Source organism: Rickettsiales bacterium (genome assembly GCA_033762595.1).
In the GTDB taxonomy this organism is placed as follows: Bacteria; Pseudomonadota; Alphaproteobacteria; order Rickettsiales; family UBA8987; genus JANPLD01.
The window spans coordinates 1-19,440 of the sequence record JANRLM010000120.1 but is presented as its reverse complement, the minus strand read 5'-3'; the positions used below and the strand labels follow the sequence as shown (position 1 = coordinate 19,440).

20 protein-coding genes are annotated in these 19,440 nt (G+C 34.4%); 13 read left to right on the top strand and 7 right to left on the bottom strand.

The features are described from left to right. From SFT90_08390 to SFT90_08380, 3 genes are all read left to right on the top strand, one after another. Nucleotides 1-1,517 (top strand): DNA-directed RNA polymerase subunit beta (locus SFT90_08390; GenBank protein MDX1950492.1); only part of this gene is annotated, 1,517 nt, incomplete at its 5' end. Between the two features lie 118 nt (nucleotides 1,518-1,635). Continuing rightward, nucleotides 1,636-5,868, top strand: coding sequence for a DNA-directed RNA polymerase subunit beta' (gene rpoC / locus SFT90_08385; protein ID MDX1950491.1), 4,233 nt, complete (start codon nucleotides 1,636-1,638; stop codon nucleotides 5,866-5,868). A gap of 103 nt (nucleotides 5,869-5,971) precedes the next feature. Next, entirely contained in the window at nucleotides 5,972-6,235 is a 264-nt protein-coding gene (locus SFT90_08380; protein MDX1950490.1) for a hypothetical protein, read from the top strand. Nucleotides 6,236-6,242: 7 nt separating this feature from the next. Here SFT90_08380 and SFT90_08375 read toward each other — a convergent pair whose 3' ends face one another. After that, nucleotides 6,243-7,946 carry a long-chain fatty acid--CoA ligase gene (locus SFT90_08375; protein MDX1950489.1) on the bottom strand — a complete coding sequence of 568 codons (1,704 nt, stop codon included), beginning with the start codon at nucleotides 7,944-7,946 and terminating at the stop codon, nucleotides 6,243-6,245. A gap of 107 nt (nucleotides 7,947-8,053) precedes the next feature. On the opposite strand from SFT90_08375, the gene SFT90_08370 reads away from it, so the two are divergent. From SFT90_08370 to SFT90_08355, 4 genes are read left to right on the top strand one after another with little or no spacing between them, the layout of a single operon-like run. Beyond that, nucleotides 8,054-8,254, top strand: a complete 201-nt coding sequence (locus SFT90_08370) for a hypothetical protein (protein MDX1950488.1) — start codon at nucleotides 8,054-8,056, stop codon at nucleotides 8,252-8,254. 12 nt (nucleotides 8,255-8,266) lie between these two features. Beyond that, the gene (locus SFT90_08365; GenBank protein ID MDX1950487.1) at nucleotides 8,267-9,016 is read left to right on the top strand and encodes a pyridoxine 5'-phosphate synthase; all 750 of its coding nucleotides are present in this window, start codon (nucleotides 8,267-8,269) and stop codon (nucleotides 9,014-9,016) included. A 2-nt stretch (nucleotides 9,017-9,018) separates the two neighbouring features. After that, nucleotides 9,019-9,435, top strand: coding sequence for a holo-ACP synthase (gene acpS / locus SFT90_08360; GenBank protein MDX1950486.1), 417 nt, complete (start codon nucleotides 9,019-9,021; stop codon nucleotides 9,433-9,435). Further along, the gene (locus tag SFT90_08355; protein ID MDX1950485.1) at nucleotides 9,432-9,920 is read left to right on the top strand and encodes a hypothetical protein; all 489 of its coding nucleotides are present in this window, start codon (nucleotides 9,432-9,434) and stop codon (nucleotides 9,918-9,920) included. Before acpS ends, SFT90_08355 begins: the two co-directional genes overlap by 4 nt. Here SFT90_08355 and SFT90_08350 read toward each other — a convergent pair. Genes SFT90_08350 through SFT90_08325 form a run of 6 tightly spaced genes read right to left on the bottom strand, consistent with a single transcriptional unit; the run spans nucleotide 9,917 to nucleotide 13,725 of the window. After that, nucleotides 9,917-10,849: a stomatin-like protein gene (locus SFT90_08350; GenBank protein ID MDX1950484.1), complete on the bottom strand. Its 933-nt coding sequence runs from the start codon at nucleotides 10,847-10,849 to the stop codon at nucleotides 9,917-9,919. The genes SFT90_08355 and SFT90_08350 overlap by 4 nt on opposite strands. Nucleotides 10,850-10,866: 17 nt before the next feature. Beyond that, nucleotides 10,867-11,346: a hypothetical protein gene (locus SFT90_08345; protein MDX1950483.1), complete on the bottom strand. Its 480-nt coding sequence runs from the start codon at nucleotides 11,344-11,346 to the stop codon at nucleotides 10,867-10,869. Beyond that, entirely contained in the window at nucleotides 11,343-11,723 is a 381-nt protein-coding gene (locus SFT90_08340) for a hypothetical protein (GenBank protein MDX1950482.1), read from the bottom strand. Before SFT90_08340 ends, SFT90_08345 begins: the two co-directional genes overlap by 4 nt. Before the next feature lie 5 nt (nucleotides 11,724-11,728). Next, on the bottom strand, nucleotides 11,729-12,277 hold the full coding sequence (locus SFT90_08335) for a cytochrome c family protein (protein MDX1950481.1): 549 nt from the start codon (nucleotides 12,275-12,277) through the stop codon (nucleotides 11,729-11,731). A gap of 20 nt (nucleotides 12,278-12,297) precedes the next feature. Further along, complete coding sequence (locus SFT90_08330) at nucleotides 12,298-12,936, bottom strand: ABC transporter substrate-binding protein (GenBank protein ID MDX1950480.1); 639 nt, start codon at nucleotides 12,934-12,936, stop codon at nucleotides 12,298-12,300. Nucleotides 12,937-12,954: 18 nt separating this feature from the next. Next, nucleotides 12,955-13,725 (bottom strand): VacJ family lipoprotein, encoded by a 771-nt coding sequence (locus tag SFT90_08325; GenBank protein ID MDX1950479.1) that lies wholly within the window; start codon nucleotides 13,723-13,725, stop codon nucleotides 12,955-12,957. 45 nt (nucleotides 13,726-13,770) lie between these two features. Here SFT90_08325 and metF point away from each other — a divergent pair, with 45 nt between their 5' ends. The 6 genes from metF to SFT90_08295 all read left to right on the top strand — a co-directional run. Continuing rightward, nucleotides 13,771-14,676, top strand: a complete 906-nt coding sequence (gene metF / locus SFT90_08320; GenBank protein MDX1950478.1) for a methylenetetrahydrofolate reductase [NAD(P)H] — start codon at nucleotides 13,771-13,773, stop codon at nucleotides 14,674-14,676. Between the two features lie 2 nt (nucleotides 14,677-14,678). Continuing rightward, nucleotides 14,679-15,050 (top strand): hypothetical protein, encoded by a 372-nt coding sequence (locus tag SFT90_08315; protein ID MDX1950477.1) that lies wholly within the window; start codon nucleotides 14,679-14,681, stop codon nucleotides 15,048-15,050. A gap of 94 nt (nucleotides 15,051-15,144) precedes the next feature. Then, the gene (locus tag SFT90_08310) at nucleotides 15,145-16,881 is read left to right on the top strand and encodes a squalene/phytoene synthase family protein (GenBank protein ID MDX1950476.1); all 1,737 of its coding nucleotides are present in this window, start codon (nucleotides 15,145-15,147) and stop codon (nucleotides 16,879-16,881) included. Continuing rightward, the gene (locus SFT90_08305) at nucleotides 16,878-17,864 is read left to right on the top strand and encodes a polyprenyl synthetase family protein (protein ID MDX1950475.1); all 987 of its coding nucleotides are present in this window, start codon (nucleotides 16,878-16,880) and stop codon (nucleotides 17,862-17,864) included. The genes SFT90_08310 and SFT90_08305 overlap by 4 nt, the downstream gene beginning before the upstream one ends. Before the next feature lie 76 nt (nucleotides 17,865-17,940). Next, nucleotides 17,941-18,126 carry a twin-arginine translocase TatA/TatE family subunit gene (locus tag SFT90_08300; protein ID MDX1950474.1) on the top strand — a complete coding sequence of 62 codons (186 nt, stop codon included), beginning with the start codon at nucleotides 17,941-17,943 and terminating at the stop codon, nucleotides 18,124-18,126. Between the two features lie 22 nt (nucleotides 18,127-18,148). Continuing rightward, nucleotides 18,149-19,440 (top strand): APC family permease (locus SFT90_08295; protein ID MDX1950473.1); only part of this gene is annotated, 1,292 nt, incomplete at its 3' end.

The window sequence follows — 19,440 nt, the reverse complement described above, 5'->3', positions numbered from 1 at the left end:
GATTAAAGCACCTTGATGAAGTAGGTATCGTTCACGTTGGAGCTCAAGTACATCCAGGTGATATACTTGTCGGTAAGGTGACTCCTAAGAGTGAATCACCAATGACACCTGAAGAGAAATTGCTTAGAGCGATCTTTGGGGAAAAAGCCGCGGATGTCCGTGATTCCTCGCTTCGTGTACCTCCAAGTGTCAATGGTACGGTGGTTGAAGTGCGTATCTTTTCAAGACGAGGCGTTGAGAAAGATGAGAGAGCATATTCGATTGAGCGTCAGGAAATTGATCGTTTATCTAAGGATCGTGATGATGAGCTTGCAATAGTTGAGAACTTTACGTACGAGAGATTGCGTTCATTGCTCATTGGGCAAACTGCGAGTGCAGGTCCAAGAGGATATAAAGCGAATACTAAAATAGCTGCTGAAGATTTGTCAAGCTACAGCAAAGGTCAATATTGGCAATTTACTATAGATAATAGTAATGTCCAATCAGAGATCGAATTTCTGAAACGACAGCTTGATGAAAAAACCAAAGAAATCACAAGGAAGTTTAATGATAAGATCGAGAAGCTAAAAGGCGGTGACGATCTTCCTCAAGGTGCTTTGAAAGTGGTTAAGGTTTTCGTTGCGATGAAACATAAGCTTCAATCTGGTGACAAAATGGCTGGAAGACACGGAAATAAAGGTGTGATTTCTCGAATCCTCCCAGTTGAAGATATGCCATATTTAGAAGATGGTACGCCTGTTGATATAGTGCTAAATCCTCTTGGTGTTCCGTCTCGAATGAATATTGGACAGATCCTTGAGACACATTTAGGCTTTGCTTCGCATAATTTGGCGAAACAAGTTGCTAAAATGGTGGATGAATACCAAAATGACAATAAACAAGCGTTGAAGGATCTACGTGCCTTTTTAGGTAAAGTATATGACAAAAAGGATTATCTTGAAAACATTAAAAAGATGAGCGATCAGGAAGTGGTTGAGTTTTCACGTTCTGTTTGTGAACATGGTTTGCCGTTTTCGACTCCTGTATTTGATGGAGCGAAAATTGAACAAATCACATCATTGTTAGAGCTTGCAGGTCTTGATCCATCAGGACAAGTGGTATTGCGTGATGGCAGAACAGGTGAGCCATTTGATCGTAAGGTAACTGTTGGCTATAACTATATGCTTAAACTTCATCATTTGGTCGATGACAAAATACATGCTCGTTCTATTGGTCCATATAGTCTTGTTACTCAGCAACCCTTAGGTGGTAAGTCTCACATGGGCGGTCAAAGACTTGGAGAGATGGAATGTTGGGCATTGCAAGCATATGGCGCTGCTTACACACTTCAAGAGTTACTTACGGTTAAATCTGATGATGTGGTTGGCAGAACTAAAATATACGAATCAATCGTTAAAGGTAATCATAGTTTTGAATCTGGCGTGCCGGAATCATTCAATGTTATGGTTAAAGAATTAAGGTCTCTATGTTTGAATGTTGAACTCAAACAAAAAGATGAAGATAAAGAGGCTGCGTAATAAGGTAAAACCTTAAAAAGTTGGGTGATTAGCAATTTTTATACTCCCCCCAAATGTATGAAAGCTAGTCACCCTTAAAAAATAATTTAGAACTGGGAAAACACTATTGGAGAAATTTATGCGTGATGAAATGATGAGTTTATTCGGTTATGGCAAGAAGTCTCAAGATTTTGATGAGCTTAGAATATCAATTGCCAGCCCTGAGAAAATTCGCTCTTGGTCATATGGTGAAGTGAAAAAACCTGAAACAATCAACTATAGAACTTTTAAGCCTGAGAAAGATGGCTTATTTTGTGCAAAAATCTTCGGGCCTATCAGAGATTATGAGTGCCTTTGCGGTAAATATAAAAGAATGAAATATCGTGGTATCGTATGTGAAAAATGCGGTGTTGAAGTTACTACTTCAAAAGTTCGTCGTGAAAGAATGGGGCATATTGAGCTTGCAAGCCCTGTTGTGCATATTTGGTTCTTAAAATCATTGCCTTCAAGAATTGGTTTATTACTAGATATGGCTTTGAAGGATTTGGAAAAAATCCTTTATTTCGAATCATTTGTAGTTACTGAAGCCGGCTTAACGCCTTTCACTAAAGGGCAACTTCTTAATGAGGAGCAATATTATAAAGCGCAAGATGAATTTGGTGAAAACTCTTTCACTGCAATGATTGGTGCTGAGGCTGTTCACTATTTACTTAGAAACCTTGATTTAGAAGAGCTAAGAAGGGAGCTTCGCCTTGAAATGTCTGATAATAAGTCGGAAATCAAACATAAAAAAATTGTTAAGAGGTTAAAACTTGTTGAGAGCTTCCTTGATTCTGCAAACAAACCAGAATGGATGGTGATGGAAGTGCTTCCTGTTATCCCACCTGATTTACGCCCACTTGTTCCGCTAGATGGTGGCAGGTTTGCAACCTCTGATTTGAATGATTTATATCGTAGGGTTATCAATAGAAATAATCGTTTAAGAAGATTAATTGAGCTTAACGCACCTGATATTATCATCAGAAATGAAAAAAGAATGCTTCAAGAATCAGTTGATGCACTATTTGATAATGGCAGAAGGGGTAGGGTGATTAAAGATGCGAATAAACGCCCATTCAAATCGCTTTCTGATATGTTGAAAGGTAAGCAAGGTCGCTTCCGTCAAAACTTACTTGGTAAGCGTGTTGACTATTCTGGCCGTTCGGTAATTGTTGTGGGTCCTGAGCTTAAACTTCACCAATGTGGTATTCCTAAAAAGATGGCTTTAGAATTATTTAAGCCGTTTATCTATGCTAAGCTTGAAATGTATGGGCACGCTGCAACTATCAAAGTTGCTAAGAAAATGGTTGAGGCAGAACGACCAGAAGTTTGGGATATTTTAGATGAAGTTATTAAAGAACACCCAGTTCTTCTAAACCGCGCGCCAACCCTACATAGACTTGGTATTCAAGCGTTTGAACCGATTTTGATTGAAGGCAAAGCAATCCGTTTGCACCCGCTAGTTTGTACTGCTTTCAACGCTGACTTTGACGGCGACCAAATGGCAGTTCACGTTCCACTTTCTATTGAAGCTCAGCTAGAAGCTCGTATTTTAATGATGTCTTCAAACAATGTTCTTTCACCTGCAAACGGCAAGCCGGTTATTGTTCCAACTCAAGATATAGTGCTTGGTTTATATTATCTTTCATTGCAGTTTGATGGTGAGATTGGAGAAAACTCAATCTTCCGCAATATCGGTGAAATTGAGCACGCTCTTGATGCAAAAGCGGTTTCAATGCATGCGAAAATCAAAACTCGCTTTGAAACTATCAATGAAGATGGTGAGAAGGTAGTTAAAGTTGTTGAAACCACCCCTGGTAGAGCTTTAATTGGTGATTTATTACCAAGACATGAAAAAGTTTCTTTTGAATTAATTAATAAAATTCTTACTAAAAAAGAATGTTCAAAAATCATTGATGAAATTTATCGTCATTGTGGGCCAAAAGCAACGGTGATATTCGCTGATAAATTAATGCAATTAGGTTTCAAACACGCTTGTAAAGCTGGTATTTCAATTGGTATGGATGATATGATTGTTCCACCAAGTAAAGAAGAATTAATTGCAAAAACTGAGAAGCAAGTTCTTGAGTTTGAAAAGCAATATTCTGAAGGCTTAATAACTCGTAAAGAGAAATACAATAAAGTGGTTGATGCTTGGTCGCATTGTACTGATCAAGTTGCAAATGAGATGATGAGATATGTGAGTGGTAAAGCTAAAATCGGTAATGATAACAAAAAAACTGGTATGGCCTCTATTAACTCAATCTTTATGATGGCGGATTCTGGTGCAAGGGGTTCTGCAGCTCAGATTAAGCAGCTTGCTGGTATGCGTGGTTTGATGGCTAAACCATCAGGTGAGATTATTGAAAAACCAATCATTTCAAACTTCAAAGAAGGTTTGAATGTGTTTGAATATTTTAACTCAACTCACGGAGCAAGGAAAGGTTTAGCTGATACTGCACTTAAAACTGCAAACTCTGGTTACTTAACTCGTCGTTTAGTAGATGTTGCTCAAGATGTAATTATCGTAGAACATGATTGCGGAACTGATGATGGGCTTATCCAAAGAGCTGAAATTGATAGCGGAAATGTTATCGTGCCTCTTGCAGATAAAATTATCGGCAGAACTTCAGCTAATGATGTTAGAAATCCAGTTACTAATGAATTGCTAGTTGCTAAAGGTGAATTAATTGACGAAGCAAAAGCCTATAAAATTGATGCTGCTGGCGTTGATGCGGTTAAAGTTCGTTCAGTTATTACTTGTAAAACTGAAAACGGAGCTTGTGCGAAATGTTACGGCAGAGATTTAGCTTCTGGTCATTTAGTTAATGTTGGTGAGGCTATTGGTGTTGTGGCGGCTCAATCAATCGGTGAACCTGGAACTCAGCTTACAATGAGAACATTCCACATTGGTGGTGCGGCAACTTCTAGTGCTGAGCAATCTGGTGTTGAATCTCCAATTGATGGAACTATCAAGATTGAAAACAGGAATATAGTTGTTGACTCGCAAGGTAAAAATGTTGTTCTAAGCCGTGCATGTGAAATTATCGTTCTTGATGAAAAGGGCAGGGAGCGTTTCAGGAATAAACTTCCATATGGTGCTAGAATGACCGTTGATGAAGGCTCAAAAGTTAAGGCTGGACAAAAACTAGCTGAGTGGGATCCATATACAATTCCAATCATTACTGAGAAATCTGGTCATATCGTTTATAGAGATTTAGTTGAAGGTATTTCACTTAGAAAAGTTGTTGATGAAACAACGGGTCTTACTTCAAAGGTGGTTTCTGATTGGAAAGTTGCAAAAGGTGGTTCTGCACTTCGCCCAAGAATTACTTTAAGGGACGCTGATGAAAATGTAGTTTGCCTTTCTAATGGTTTAGAGGCTCGCTATTTCTTGCCGATTGATGCAGTTCTTTCTGTTGAAGATGGTCAGGAAGTTCACGCAGGTGATGTTGTGGCTCGTATTCCAAAAGAATCTTCTAAAACGAAAGATATTACTGGTGGTTTACCTAGAGTTGCTGAATTATTTGAAGCTCGTAAGCCAAAAGATCACTCAATCATTGCTGAAATTGATGGTTATATTCAATTTGGTAAAGATTATAAATCTAAAACTCGTATTTCTATCGTTCCAAAAAGTGCTGATGTTGAACCAATTGAATATATCATTCCAAAAGGTAAGCACCTTCTGGTAAATGAAGGCGATCAAGTTCAGAAGGGTGATTTATTAATGGATGGAACTCCAGTTCCGCACGACATCTTACGCATTATGGGTGTTGAGGCTCTCGCTTCATACCTAATCAATGAAGTGCAGAAAGTTTATAGGCTTCAAGGTGTTGGTATAAATGATAAACACATTGAAATTATTGCTTCAAGAATGTTACAGAAAGTTGAAGTTACTGAGCAAGGCGAAAGCACTTATTTAGTAGGTGAAGAAGTGGACAAGGAAGAATTTGAAAAAGCTAACAACAAGCTAATTTCAGAAGGCTTAAAACCTGCTAAAGCTATACCAGTTCTTCAAGGAATTACAAAAGCATCACTTCACACTAACAGCTTTATTTCAGCAGCTTCCTTCCAAGAGACAACTCGTGTGCTTACAGAAGCATCAGTTGCGGGCAGGGTTGACAATTTAAGAGGCTTAAAAGAAAATGTGATTGTTGGTCGCTTAATCCCGGCGGGAACAGGTGCATATTATCGCAAGGCTAAAAAAGAAGCTCAAAAACTTGATAATGATGTTATCAAGGAAAGAGAACTTAAACGCCAGCAATATGAAGCTGAAAACCCAGTTACAGAAGAACAACCAGCTACTGAAACTAAGAAAAAAGGTGCTAGGTAGTATTACGAGTAACTAGAAACTTAAAGCCAAATAGAAAAGTCATAATGCCCTTTCCCTCTGGGAAAGGGTATTATGATGGGTAAATAGATATAATTACTTATTTATGAGCATTATAGATCAAGATGGAAAAAAAGTTAGTGATTCATTAGGGGGTGAATTTTTGCTGGATCTAACTATTCAACATTATAATTTAACTGAACAAGTTCAAGCTATACCTGTTAATGTGACAGTAATGCCCCTTAGAGACAATACCACTATCTCAGGAAATTATAATATTGCTGGATACGAAGTAGATCCTCAATTAGCTTCATTAACTACAGTTGTTCCAGCAGGATTTGGTGAAGCAACAAAAAAATTATCACATTAATCAATAACTACTTCAACTCTTTCTTTAAGATTTTACCCACTGGGGATTTTGGTAAAGAAGAGCGGAATTCAACCTCTTTAGGCACTTCGTGCTTTGCTAGATGCGTTTTGCAATAATTTATAAAATCATCTTTTTCCGCTTTATAATTTGGCTTTAGAACAATCACAGCCTTAACTTTCTGCCCACTATAATCATCTGGAATGCCAATAACTGCACACTCTAAAACCGCTGGGTGTTGATATAATGCCTCCTCCACTTGGCGTGGGTAAACCTTAAAGCCTCCGCAAATAATCATTTCCTTAAGCCTATCTGTTATGAAAACATAACCATCTTCATCAATTTTTGCAATGTCGCCAGTTCGTAAAATACCATTTACAATTACTTCATCAGTGGCAGATTGGCGTTTGTAATAGCCTTTCATCACTTGCGGGCCTTTTATGCATAATTCGCCAATTTCATTTATTCCTAAGAATTTTCCTCTATTTTCAATATCTTCTATAAGAATTTCAGTTTGTGGAAGTGGTAAGCCGATTGAGCCTTCTTTGTTTAAGCCTTCCACGGGGTTGCAACTCGCTACTGGTGATGATTCCGTGAGGCCATAGCCCTCAACAAGTTTACAACCAGAAATTTCTTCAAATTTTCTTTTGATTTCAAGTGGCAATGGCCCGCCGCCAGAAATACAAACTTTTAGGCTTTTAAGATTATATTTTGGCGTATCTTTATAATTATTTATTGCATTATACATCGTCGCCACACCCGGCATTGCAGTTGGCTTTTTGTTGTGAATATCCTTCAAAACTTGCTTAATATCAAAGCGAGGGTGCAAGATTAATTTATAGGCTGATAGCACACCAAAATTCATTGCGGTTGTCATCGCAAACACATGGAAAAGTGGCAGAATAGTTAGCACTGAGCCTTCGCCTTCAGGAATTGTTGCCCCCCAAATTTTACTCTGCACTGAATTAATATAAACATTTTTGTGAGTTAATTCCGCACCTTTAGGTGTGCCTGTTGTGCCACCAGTATATTGAATAATTGCTGTTTCATCTATATTCACAGGTGCATTATAGTTTTCTTTTGCATCAAAACCTAGTTTAAGAATTTCATTCCACTCAATTTGAGTTTTATTATCAAATTCAGTTTTTGCTAAATCTTTTGACTTAAAAATCTTGAATAGAAAATTTTTAGGAAAAGGCAGATATTCTGTAAAATCTGCAACTATAATTTGCTTTAATTTATTACTGGTTAGGTCAGTTTTTTGAAGTAATGCTTTAGCTTTGGGATAAAGCAAATTAAGGTTTAGCGTTATAATGGTTGAAGTATCTGAGTCATCTATTTGATATGCAAGTTCTTTTTCTGAGTATAGAGGGCTATAATTTACCACAATATGCCCAGCTTTTAATATCGCATAATAAGCAATTACAAACTGCGGACAATTTGGCATATAAATACCAATTTTTAGCTGTTGATTTGAACTATTATTTACTTTAGATTGCTGAATTAATCTATTGATACCTAATGCAAATTTATCAGTCAGTTCACCTAATTCTTTATATGAGATAATTGTTCCAAAGAAATCTATCGCAGGCTTTTCTGGAAAATTTTTAACTGCATAATTTAGAATTTCATAAATTGGTTTTGGCTCAATATTCTCAAACCAATTTATATTTTTAGGGTAATGTTTTAGAAAATTATCATTAATAGGTTGCATAATTAAAAAATTAATTTGTAAGAAAATCTAAACAAATTTAATTCCAAAACTCTATACTTTATTGATAAAATAAGATAGAATGCCAAAAAATAATCTTTGAAAGTGTTATGACAACAATGATAATTGAAATTTATGATGCACTAAAAGATGCAGGTGCTTCAGAAGATAAGTCAAGAAAGGCTGCAGAAGCAATAGCTGACTATGATAATCGTTTTAATAAAATAGAGACTGAACTTCTTATCATAAAATGGATGTTAGGCACTGTTTTAGCTGGTGTTATGGCACTGGTATTAAAGAATTTTTTCTAAGTGTCTTCAAAAATTAAACTTGGCGTAAATATTGATCACATCGCAACCTTGCGAAATGCTAGGGGCGAGATGCATCCAAGCATTCTTAGAGGTGCGGAAACCGCTATGCGTGCAGGTGCTGATGGCATTACAATTCATTTAAGAGAAGATAGAAGGCACATTAAAGATAAAGATGTCTTTGAAATAAAAGAGAAAATTCCTCTGCCATTAAATTTTGAGTGTGCTGCAACTGATGAAATGCTTGAAATTTCATTGAAGGTAGTTCCAAATTCTTGTTGTTTAGTTCCAGAGAAACGGGAGGAATTAACAACTGAAGGCGGTTTAGATGTTATAAAAAATTTTGAATTGCTTAAAAATTTTTCTCGGGAGATTACAAAAAAAAATATTCTTCCTTCATTTTTTATAGATGCAGACTTAGGGCAGTTGAGGGCTTCAAAAGAAGCAGGTGCAAAGATTGTAGAATTTCACACTGGTAAATTTTGTAGGCTGATTGATGAGATTAAATCATCTCCCCACAAGCAGGATAAGGAGTTAGCCGAAGAAATAAATTCAGAATTTGAGAAATTCAGAATTGCTAGTTTGGATGCTGAAAAACTTGGTATAATCTGCCACGCAGGGCACGGGCTTAATTATAATTCTATACCTGAAATTATTAAAATCCCTCAGATTATAGAGCTTAACATAGGGCATTTTATAATCGGTGAGGCAATTTTTGAAGGCCTGCCAAATGTTATAAAAAAGATAAAAGGAATGCTCGGCTAGATATGATAACAGGAATTGGCACAGATATAATTTCCATCTCAAGAATAGAAGATGCATTCAAAAAATTTGGAGATAAATTCGCTGAAAGAATTTTATCAGATGAAGAATTGGAAATTTTTATCAAACGAAAAAACGAAAAAAACAATCAACAAATCAACTATCTAGCCAAAAGATTTGCCGGCAAGGAAGCCATTTCTAAAGCAATTGGCACTGGCATTGGCGGTGATATTTCATTCAAAGATATTTCAATTTTGAATGATGAAAAAGGAAAACCTTTCGTTAAAATTTCTGCTGGTTGCAACCTAGCAAAATTTTTACAAAATAAAAAAATATTTATCTCGCTTAGTGATGATGTATTGAATAAAAATAAAGTTTCATTAGGCTTAGTTTCAGCATTTGTAATTTTAGAACATTTATGACAGATAATTACAAAATCAAAAAAAAAGAAAATCCATACTATAATCTTTCTAAAGAAGCCTTTGCTGAAAAAGCAGACTACACAAAGCTTTTTTTAGAATCTTGCAAAAAAGTATTAAGTTATGAAATCACATTAAATATTAAAAATGGTTTAGTTAATAAGGAGCCAGTCAAAGTTTTATTTAAAAAAATTAATGATATAAATTCTGCAAATAAATTAAACTCAAAAGCATCTTATTCAGAATACAATTGGAGTCAATTAGACAAATATTTAAATAATATTTGGAAGTTCAGAGATGATGTCTCGTTAATATTTTCTTATGCAGATAAAAATAGACAAGCTTTCGAAAAAGATGTTTTGGAATTTTTAGATTTCTATAGAAATGGCAAAACTATATATGAATTCCAAGAAAGGAAACTTTTTGATGAGAGTTTATCATATTCCCTTGCAAATAGTGTTATAAAAAATGACAGAGGGTTAAACTAGCTATTCTTCTTTTTAATATCATCAAAAACGGTGAGGGCTTGGGCTACAAAAGAACCAATATCTGCAGAATTGCTCGGGATTATTAAAGTATTGGATTGTTTTGCTAGATTTGAAAAAGCCTCAATGTATTTTTCAGCAAGCTTCAAAGAAACTGCATCTTTTCCGCCAGTTTTTTGAATAGTATTTGCAACAATTTCAATACCTTTTGCAGTTGCTTCGGCAACATTAAGAATCGCCTGAGCTTCACCTTCTGCCTTATTAATTTGTTCAGTTCTATGTGCTTCTGAGGCTAGAACTTGCTCCGCCTTTTTACCTTCTGCAATATTAATTTTAGATTGTCTATTACCTTCAGATTCTAGGATTAAAGCCCTTTTGGTTCTTTCTGCGGTAACTTGTTGCTCCATTGATTTTAGGATAGATTCCGGCGGGTTGATATCCTTAATTTCATATCGCATACATTGAATGCCCCAAGTTGAAGAAGCCTCATTCAAAGCGTTAACAATGCCAATATTTAGGGTTTCGCGTTCTTCAAAAGTTTTATCAAGCACTAGCTTGCCAATTTCTGATCTCATTGTGGTTTGTGCAAGCTGGATAAGTGCCAGATATGGGTCAGCTACGCCATAAGATGCTAGTTTTGGATCAATAATTTTAACATATAATACGCCATCAATTTCAAGGTTTACATTATCTTTTGTGATTGCTTTTTGAGAGCGAACATCAATAGATTGCTCTTTATAAGTGTGTTTATAGGCAACCCTATCAATAAATGGAATTATTAGCGTTAAGCCAGCATCAAGTGTGCGAGAGAACTTGCCGAGCCTCTCAACAACCCAAGCCTGCTGTTGCGGAACAATTTTAACGCCTTTGAATAAAACGATAATTGCGAAAAGTAATATTGCTATAGCAACTGCTGAAATCTCTATTTGCATACATTTTTTTAGTTAAGTTAATTTTTGGGCTCGGTGGTATCAATTATAAGAATGCCATTTTTATTTTCAATCACCCAAACGCTTTCTTTATCGGCAATAAAACTTTGCGTTGAGTTTGGGTTAATTCTTGCACGCATTCTAGTGCCACTCCATCGAACATAACCAATTTTACCAATTTCAAGGCCGTTTTCATTATCTATGATTGCGTTAGTGCCTTTGAAAGAGTTATAATCAGTTGATTTTGCCTTGATGGATTTTATAAGCGGACGCCATAAAATAACCCACCACATTATTGTAAAAAAGAGAAAATAAGCTATATTTTCAAGAATATCTGTGGAATCTAAAAATTTGAAAGCAAGTAATGCCCCAAGCGTAATTGCCCCCAAGCCAGCAGTAATAAATCCAATCCCAGCGAAGGTAAAAACTTCAAGAACAATAAAAATTACGCCTATTATAAGCCAAATTGCAATCTGAGGATTTTCAAAATAATTTATCATAATTCTAATTTTTCTCCATTACTGGCTTTTTTGACATCACTTTGTTCAAAAGAAATTTTTTGATAAAGTGCAGGTGATATGTAAAGAGTATTATTGTCATCAGTAATGTAATGAAATTCTCTTGGAAAAGTTTTTTGATTTTCTGGAGATGCATCTATTTTTGTAGCGTTATACTTTGTCTCTAAAGATAAAACAAAAACATTCCTTTCTTCAGTTGAATCAAAACCCTTTTTATACATCAAAAATGTTTCAACCTTTTTATATTTAAGGTCTCCTCCTTGCTCATTTGTTAAATTATGCAATCCATAGTCATCTTCGGTAATTTCTTCAAAAAAATTTTTTAATTCAATTTTTTTAAAGCCTAAATAATTTTGCATATAACTTACTTTGCTGGCAATGGGGCAGGGCTATCAGAAAAATTTCTTAAATGAGCGATAAGATTTGCCAAGTCTTGTGGGTTTTTAACCCCTGCAAAAGCCATTTTAGTGCCTTTGGCGTAAGCTTGAGGTGCATTTATAAACGCCCATAATTCTTCATATCCCCATTTTTGAGATTTCATATCAAGTAATGTTTTTGAATATTGAAACCCTGCCGTTTCAGCTTTAGCTTTATTAACAATATTCCACAAATTAGGCCCAACTTTATTTGCTCCACCCTTTTCAAAAGAATGGCAAGCTACGCATTTTTTAGCAACATTAGCACCTGCTGTTGCATCAGCGGAAGCAATAAGAGCGAGCTTATCTATTTCTTCCGCTTTAGCTTCAGTAGCGTTTGCATCAGCAACAACGCCCTCAATTTTATAGCCCCTTTTTTCATCTGTCTCGGAGTGAGAATTTGAACCGTAGAGTATCTTTGAAGCGGTTCCCGAAAGCATAGCAAGAAGGCCAGCAAGTAATATTGATGCGATTATTTTATTTTTCTCTAAGTTCATAAATACTAAGTAGTTTTGTTTTATTTTTTCTTTTTAATACTATCCCATTTAACGGCTTTTTGTTTTTTAACTTTTTCCTCTAATCTATCAAGGAAAAAATCAACGCCTTTTTGCGAAATAGGTGCTGTAAAATCAGCCCTATGTGTGGTTATTAAGCTTACGCCCTCACCAATTACATCAAAAACTTTGAAGCTATTGCCTGCCCTTTTTACTTTATAATCAACGCTAACTTTACCATTTTTAGCCTTAACTGAGGTAATTGTAGTTTTAATGAGGAACTCACCTTGACCTAAATCAAGAGCGGTTAAAACATTCTGCCTTTCACCTTCATACTCCCTAAACCTAGGAATATAGGTGTATACAACATAATCACTATATAAATTTTGATAACGAGTTTTTTGCTCTTTTGTAAGAAGCCTATTGAATTTACCAATCGCAAAATTTGCCATATAGGTTGTATCTGCGTTTGCTCTAAATAATTCTATTAGTTTTTTTTGCTTTTCCTCATTGGAAATTTTTGCTTCTACAAGCTCTATTATTTTATTACCTAATTTATTTGCGTAATCTTTAGGATCTTTTGTCGCAATGATGTTTGAATATGCATATTGTGAAGTGAAGCAAATAATTGTGAAAACAAAAAATAATTTAAGAAGTTTCATATTTAATATAAAATTTTATTATTCTGCGGTATCCTCTATTTGTTTTTTGCGGTTTTGTAAATAGCCACTTTTATAACTTGAGTATAAATCAAAAGAATCTTCTTCTAAATTATCTGTAATATCTAGTAAGTTTTCTCTGATAGAAACGATCTCTGAGAAGTTGTAACTATAACTTGCTAAGGCTCTAGCAGCGTTGCTTGAAGCACCAACATATGTATCAGGTTCAAGCAAATTATCAAATATAAAGCCTCCAAAATCTCTTGAAGTTGAAGGGCCAAAGAGGGGTAGAACAATATAATTTCCTGCAGATAAGCCATATAAAGCTAATGTTTGGCTGAAATATTTATCTTTCTCATACAAACCAAAGCCTGCTGCGGCATCGTGAAAGCCAAGAACACCAAAGGTTAAATTGACATTTAGTCGCCAAAAGGCTGTTAATGCACCTGAAGCATCACCTTGTAAGATAGAGTTTACAAAGTTTCTAGGTTCTTGAGCATTGTTAAAGAAATCAGAAAATCTATTTCTAACCCATTCCGGAAATGTGCTTCTATAACCCCTTGCAACTGGAGCTAAAAAATAATCATCAAGTGCTTTATTGAAGGAGAAAATCGCACGATTATAAGATTCAAAATCATCATTATCTAAAGCGTAATCATAATCATCAGAAAGTTTTGAAGTGTCAACATTAACCATTCTAATAGATGGGTTATTAGATGCAGTTGAGTTTTTACTAACTAAAATTAATGTAATAAAAACAATTAAAAATAAGGGTTTGAAAAAATTACTCATAATATATATGTAGTTAGAAGTAGTAATATTTTTTTTGAAAAAAAGATGAGCCAAAATAATAAAAAATTAAACAAAATACTAGCAAGAATTGAAGATTTTCTTCATTTACCTGCCCCTGATGTGTCTTTTGAGTTCTTTCCGCCTAAATCTGATGAAGCAGAAAAGGCTTTGTGGGATACTATAAAAGAGCTTGAGCCACTTAAGCCGAAATTTGTCTCAGTAACTTATGGAGCAGGTGGGTCAACTCGTGAAAGAACCCACAATACGGTGGTTAGAATTAGGGAGGAAACTTCGCTTACGCCAGCACCACATTTAACTTGTGTTAAGGCATCAAAAGATGAAATCAAGCAAATTGCTGAGAATTATTTGAAGCACAATATCAATCACATCGTTGCTTTAAGGGGTGATCCGCCGGAAGGTTATGAGAATTATATTCCAAACCCAGAGGGATATTTATATTCAAGTGAGTTAGTTGCAGGGCTTAAGAAAATTGGAAATTTCGAAATTAGTGTTGCAGGATTTCCAGAAAAACACCCAGAATCAGCCTCTTTTGAAAAAGATATTGAATATCTAAAAGCTAAAGTTGATGCTGGTGCGAATAGGGTTATAACTCAATATTTTTTGAATCCAGAGTTTTATTTTTCTTATTTAGAAAGGGTTAGAAAAGCTGGTATTAATATTCCAATCGTGCCGGGAATTATAGTAATTTCAAACTTTAAGCAGTTTTTGAAGTTTTCTGAAATGTGTAAATCTTCCGTTCCAAAATGGCTGATAGATTTATTCGATGGGCTTGATGATACCCCGCAAACTAGGGATATGTTGGCTGTTTCAATAACTGGTGAAATATGCAGAATTCTAAGACAAGAGGGCGTTAACCAGTTCCATTTTTACACTCTAAATAGAGCTCACCAAACAAGAGCAATTTGTAGATTGATGGGAATAAAAGGATAATTATGCTTAGGCTTTTAATTCTATTTTTTATTATTTTATTTTCCGCAAATTCTTTTGCAATGGAGGGAAACTCGCAAAAAAAATATTTAGATGATTCTAAAAAATTAGAAAAATCTGAGTGCGGAAAAGCAATTGAGGAGTTCAAAAAATTCCAAGTTTTAGCTAAAAGATGTGATAGAGAAACTGATTGTATTGTTCTTGAAGGAAGGTGTCCACTTGGATGTAATTTTTATTTACATCGAATTTTTGAAGATATTTTTTTAGAAAAAGTTGAAAATGTTACTAATATTTGTGGTCAGGCGGTTTGTTCAAATAAATGCCCCAAATCAGATAAAAAGCCAATATGTAAAAATAAAAGATGCGTTGCTGGATAAATAAGTTTAGTCATCTTGTGCATAGCGAAAGATCTAGATTCTTCGCTTCGCTCAGAATGACATTATATCTATAGAAAATATTCCAAAAAAATGAATGAAATTATTTTCCTACAAAACTAAATTAAAAGAATTAGATTTGCTTGAAAAGCATAGAAAAGCTGAGAATTTTCCAGTTGCTTCATTTCTAATTCCAAAGAAAGCTAGAAAAGCAATTTGGGCCCTATATAAATTTGCCAGAATTGCTGATGAAATTGCTGATAATAAGAGTTTATCCTCTCAAAAAAAACTGGATAAGCTAAATAATTTCAAGAATATTTTAACAGAATATTACGAAAATAATTTTGAAAATATTGAAGCACAAGAAGCCCCTAATTTTCTAAAAAAATATGCGGAATTCTGCAAAAATGGCGTTTATGATATTAGGCATATGGTAAATCTGCTTGAGGCTTTTATTCAAGATGCAGAGAAAAATAGATATAATAATTTTGAGGAAACCCTTAAATATTGCGATAAATCTGCGAGTGTTATTGGGCGTGCTTTTCTTGAGGCTTGCGGAGAATTTGATTGCGATATTAAAAAATCAGACAACATTTGCAGAGTTTTGCAACTAATTAACCACCTACAGGATTTGAAATCAGATTATAAAAATCTTGGTAGGATTTATTTTGATAATTCTTTCTTTCCTCAAAATGAAAACCTAACTTTGCCTAAAGAAACCGAAGAAATTAATCTAGGTAAAAAAAGGATTTTAGATATTTTATCTGAAAAAATTTCTAATGCAAAAAACCTTCCAGAAAATATTTTTAGTTTAAGGGTTAGAACAGAACTATACACAATAATTTATATATGTATTTTTCTTATAAAGAAACTTCGTAAAAATGATATTTTAAGAAAAAGAGTTGAACTTAATAAATTTGAAAAATTTCTTTGCGGTATAATTGGTTTTTATAAAGCATTATGCGTTAAAAATATTGGTAAAATAGTTGAAATTGTAGCTCTTAAGGCTAAAAGCTCTTTTGTTTGGCCTCTAAAATTTTTAGATAAAACAAAGCGTAAAGATATGCTTACGCTTTACGCTTTCTGCAAAAAAGCTGATGATATAGCTGATGAAGTTGATAAAAATTCTGAAGCAAAAAATAATATAGAATTTTTCAAAAAAGAAATTTTAGGTATCGCTAGCTTGGATTTTTATTGTTACCCTACAAGTCCAATAATTAGGCAATTGAATTTGGTTTCAATTAGAAATAAAATTGATAAAAATATTTTCTTAAAGATTATTGAGGCTCAAGAAATGGATTTATTAGGGGAGATGAAATATCCGTCGTTTGGAACACTTGAAGATTATGCATATAAAGTGGCTGGTTGCGTAGGTTTAGCATCAGTTAAAATATTTGGATATAATAAAAACAATGAAGATAAAATAAGCGAATTTGCTATAAATTTAGGCAAGGCATTACAATTAATTAATATCATTAGAGATGTTGAGGAAGATGCGAAAATTGATAGGGTTTATATACCAAAAAATCTAGCGATAAAATACGGCTTTGATAATGAAATCACTTATAAAATCGCAATCAATTATAAAGAATATTTGCCAAAAATTAAGCCTGCTATAAAAGAATTAGCAAGAATTGCAGAGGGATATTTTTATAAGGCCCTAAATATTTTGCCTGAAGAAGATAGAGAATCTATGAGGGTTGCATTAATAATGGCGAGAGTTTATGAAATTTACCTCAAAAAAATGAAACAAAAAGATTTTGAATTTTCCAAGCAAGAAATTTCTCTAAATTTTATTGAAAAACTCGGGCTTATAAATCGTTACATAATATGAACATACTTACAAAAAATAAAAAATTATTTGAGAAGGAATTAAAGCTCGTTGATAAAAAAATCCTTTCACTTGGCAATAATCGCCCAGATTTGATAAAAATGTTACTGCAACATATTATTTCAGCAGGGGGAAAAAGGCTTAGGCCAATTATAGTAATCCTAACTGCAAAAATGCTTGGTGGCAAAGGCTCTAAAATTGTTAATATGGCTTGCTGTGTTGAGCTTCTGCACACGGCAACTTTATTTCATGATGATGTGGTTGATGGCAGTAAGCTTCGCAGGGGTAGAAAAACTGCCAATGAATTATGGGGGAATTCCGCAAGCGTCTTAGTCGGTGATTTTTTATTAGCAGAAGCCTTCAAAATTATGAGCGATTGCGAAAGTTTAGAGATTATTGAAATTCTCTCAAGAACTTCTTCAATAATTACTGAGGGTGAAATCAAGCAATTAATGTATAAAGCTGATATTACAACGAGCTTGGAAGAATATATAAATATTATCACCTCAAAAACTGCTGAGTTGTTTTCAGCCTGTGCTTCAGTTGGTGCGGTGATTGCAAATATGGATAAAAAAACCAAAATTAATTCTGCAAATTTTGGCAGAAATCTTGGCATTGCTTTTCAAATAACTGATGATAACCTTGATTATTTTGCCGATGAAAATAATTGGGGTAAAAATTTAGGTGATGATTTTAGGGAGGGAAAAGCAACCCTTCCAGCGATTTATACTTACTCAAAAATTGCTGATAAAAATTACAAAAAGCATTTAGAAAATTTATTTTTGATTGATGAAGAAAATCGTAACCAAAAAGAATTCAAAGAGTTTTTGGGTAATATGAAAAAATATGATGCTTATGAATTTTCTAGAAATTTTGCTGTGGAATATGCAGAAAATGCTAGAAAATCCCTCGCTAAAATGCCAGAAAACAAATATAAAAAAATGCTTTTAGAGATAATTAATTACTCAGTTGAGAGGGCTGTTTAAATTCATATAATCATTTTTCTTGTGTTTTCTAAATAAGAGGTGTTTATATCCACTTCACTAACAAAAAATTAACCTTATGGGATTCGGTGTTACTGAGCTTATTCTTATTGCAATAATTGTTTTTGTTATTTTTGGGGCGGGAAAATTGCCAAAAGTTATGGGTGACTTAGGCAAAGGTATCAAAACTTTCAAAGAAGCTATCAAAGACGAAGATAAAACCTCTGAAAGCAAGCCCTCATCAGTTGAAGATAAAAGCAACTGATTGCTAACCAAAAATTTTTCTAATGACCTTCAATTCTATTCGCAATTTCTTTTTCGGTAAACCTTTAGACCCCCTTGATAGTAAAGTTAGACAGCATATTGCACTAGCAACTTTTCTTGCTTGGATTGGACTTGGTGCAGATGGAATTTCATCAGCTTGTTATGGCCCTGAAGAAACTTTCGTTGCACTTGGTAATCATAGTGAGCTAGCAATTATTTTGGCACTAGCAACTGGTATAACGGTTTTTTTAATTGCACTTTCTTATAATCAGATAATTGAAAAATTCCCTTCTGGCGGTGGGGGATATAAAGTTGCCTCTACTCTTATTTCACCAAAGGCTGGCTTAGTTGCAGGTGGTGCGTTGGTGATTGATTATGTTCTAACCATCGCAATATCAATAGCGGCAGGCGTTGATGCCCTTTACAGCTTAGTACCTGATGAATATCAGATGAATAAAATTCTACTCATTAGCTTGCTTATTATAGTTCTAACTTATATGAATTTGCGTGGAATGAAGGAATCTATAAAAATATTAATGCCAATATTCTTGGGCTTTATTATTACGCATATTTTCTTAATCCTTTATGGAATTTTTGGACACGCTTATGGGCTAGAGAAAATTGTTCCAAACGCAATTGAAGAAACTAAAATTACTGCTTCAGAAGTAGGCTGGTTAGGTGGTGCTCTAATTTTATTCAAAGCATTTTCACTTGGTGGTGGAACATATACTGGTTTGGAAGCTGTATCAAACAGCATTTCGAGTTTAGCAGAACCTAAAGTTAAAACAGCAAAAGCAACAATGCTTGCACTGGCAACTTCGCTAGCTTTTATGGCGATGGGAACAATTTTAATATATTTACTTTGGGAAGTTGAAAAAGTCGATGGGCAGACGCTTAATGCAACTGCTTTCCTTAGTATAACTGAAGAGTGGAAAATTGGTGATTATTATATCTCTGAGCCATTTGTTTTTATTGTTCTATTATTTGAAGCATTATTATTATTTGTCGCAGCAAATACAGGTTTTATAAGCGGGCCTAATGTTCTTGCGGCTATGGCTTCTGATAGGTGGCTTCCGATGCAGTTTAGCTCGCTTTCATCAAGGTTGGTTACCAGAAATGGTGTTATAATTATGGGTGTTTCAGCTATATTATGCACAATGCTTACAGGTGGCGTTGTTCATACACTTGTAATTTTATACTCAATAAATGTGTTTATAACTTTCTGTTTATCCCTAACTGGCATCACATTATTTAATCTTAAAAACAGAAAATTAGTCGCAAGAGGTTACAGAAAAATCCTTCTGCCTTTATGTGC

Bases quoted from the DNA above. Each gene is read 5' to 3' on its own strand.
- rpoC (MDX1950491.1), top strand. From the start codon at position 1,636: ATGCGTGATGAAATGATGAGTTTATTCGGTTATGGCAAGAAGTCTCAA.
- SFT90_08380 (MDX1950490.1), top strand. From the start codon at position 5,972: ATGAGCATTATAGATCAAGATGGAAAAAAAGTTAGTGATTCATTAGGG.
- SFT90_08375 (MDX1950489.1), bottom strand. From the start codon at position 7,946: ATGCAACCTATTAATGATAATTTTCTAAAACATTACCCTAAAAATATA.
- SFT90_08370 (MDX1950488.1), top strand. From the start codon at position 8,054: ATGACAACAATGATAATTGAAATTTATGATGCACTAAAAGATGCAGGT.
- acpS (MDX1950486.1), top strand. From the start codon at position 9,019: ATGATAACAGGAATTGGCACAGATATAATTTCCATCTCAAGAATAGAA.
- SFT90_08355 (MDX1950485.1), top strand. From the start codon at position 9,432: ATGACAGATAATTACAAAATCAAAAAAAAAGAAAATCCATACTATAAT.
- SFT90_08350 (MDX1950484.1), bottom strand. From the start codon at position 10,849: ATGCAAATAGAGATTTCAGCAGTTGCTATAGCAATATTACTTTTCGCA.
- SFT90_08345 (MDX1950483.1), bottom strand. From the start codon at position 11,346: ATGATAAATTATTTTGAAAATCCTCAGATTGCAATTTGGCTTATAATA.
- SFT90_08340 (MDX1950482.1), bottom strand. From the start codon at position 11,723: ATGCAAAATTATTTAGGCTTTAAAAAAATTGAATTAAAAAATTTTTTT.
- SFT90_08335 (MDX1950481.1), bottom strand. From the start codon at position 12,277: ATGAACTTAGAGAAAAATAAAATAATCGCATCAATATTACTTGCTGGC.
- SFT90_08330 (MDX1950480.1), bottom strand. From the start codon at position 12,936: ATGAAACTTCTTAAATTATTTTTTGTTTTCACAATTATTTGCTTCACT.
- SFT90_08325 (MDX1950479.1), bottom strand. From the start codon at position 13,725: ATGAGTAATTTTTTCAAACCCTTATTTTTAATTGTTTTTATTACATTA.
- metF (MDX1950478.1), top strand. From the start codon at position 13,771: ATGAGCCAAAATAATAAAAAATTAAACAAAATACTAGCAAGAATTGAA.
- SFT90_08315 (MDX1950477.1), top strand. From the start codon at position 14,679: ATGCTTAGGCTTTTAATTCTATTTTTTATTATTTTATTTTCCGCAAAT.
- SFT90_08310 (MDX1950476.1), top strand. From the start codon at position 15,145: ATGAAATTATTTTCCTACAAAACTAAATTAAAAGAATTAGATTTGCTT.
- SFT90_08305 (MDX1950475.1), top strand. From the start codon at position 16,878: ATGAACATACTTACAAAAAATAAAAAATTATTTGAGAAGGAATTAAAG.
- SFT90_08300 (MDX1950474.1), top strand. From the start codon at position 17,941: ATGGGATTCGGTGTTACTGAGCTTATTCTTATTGCAATAATTGTTTTT.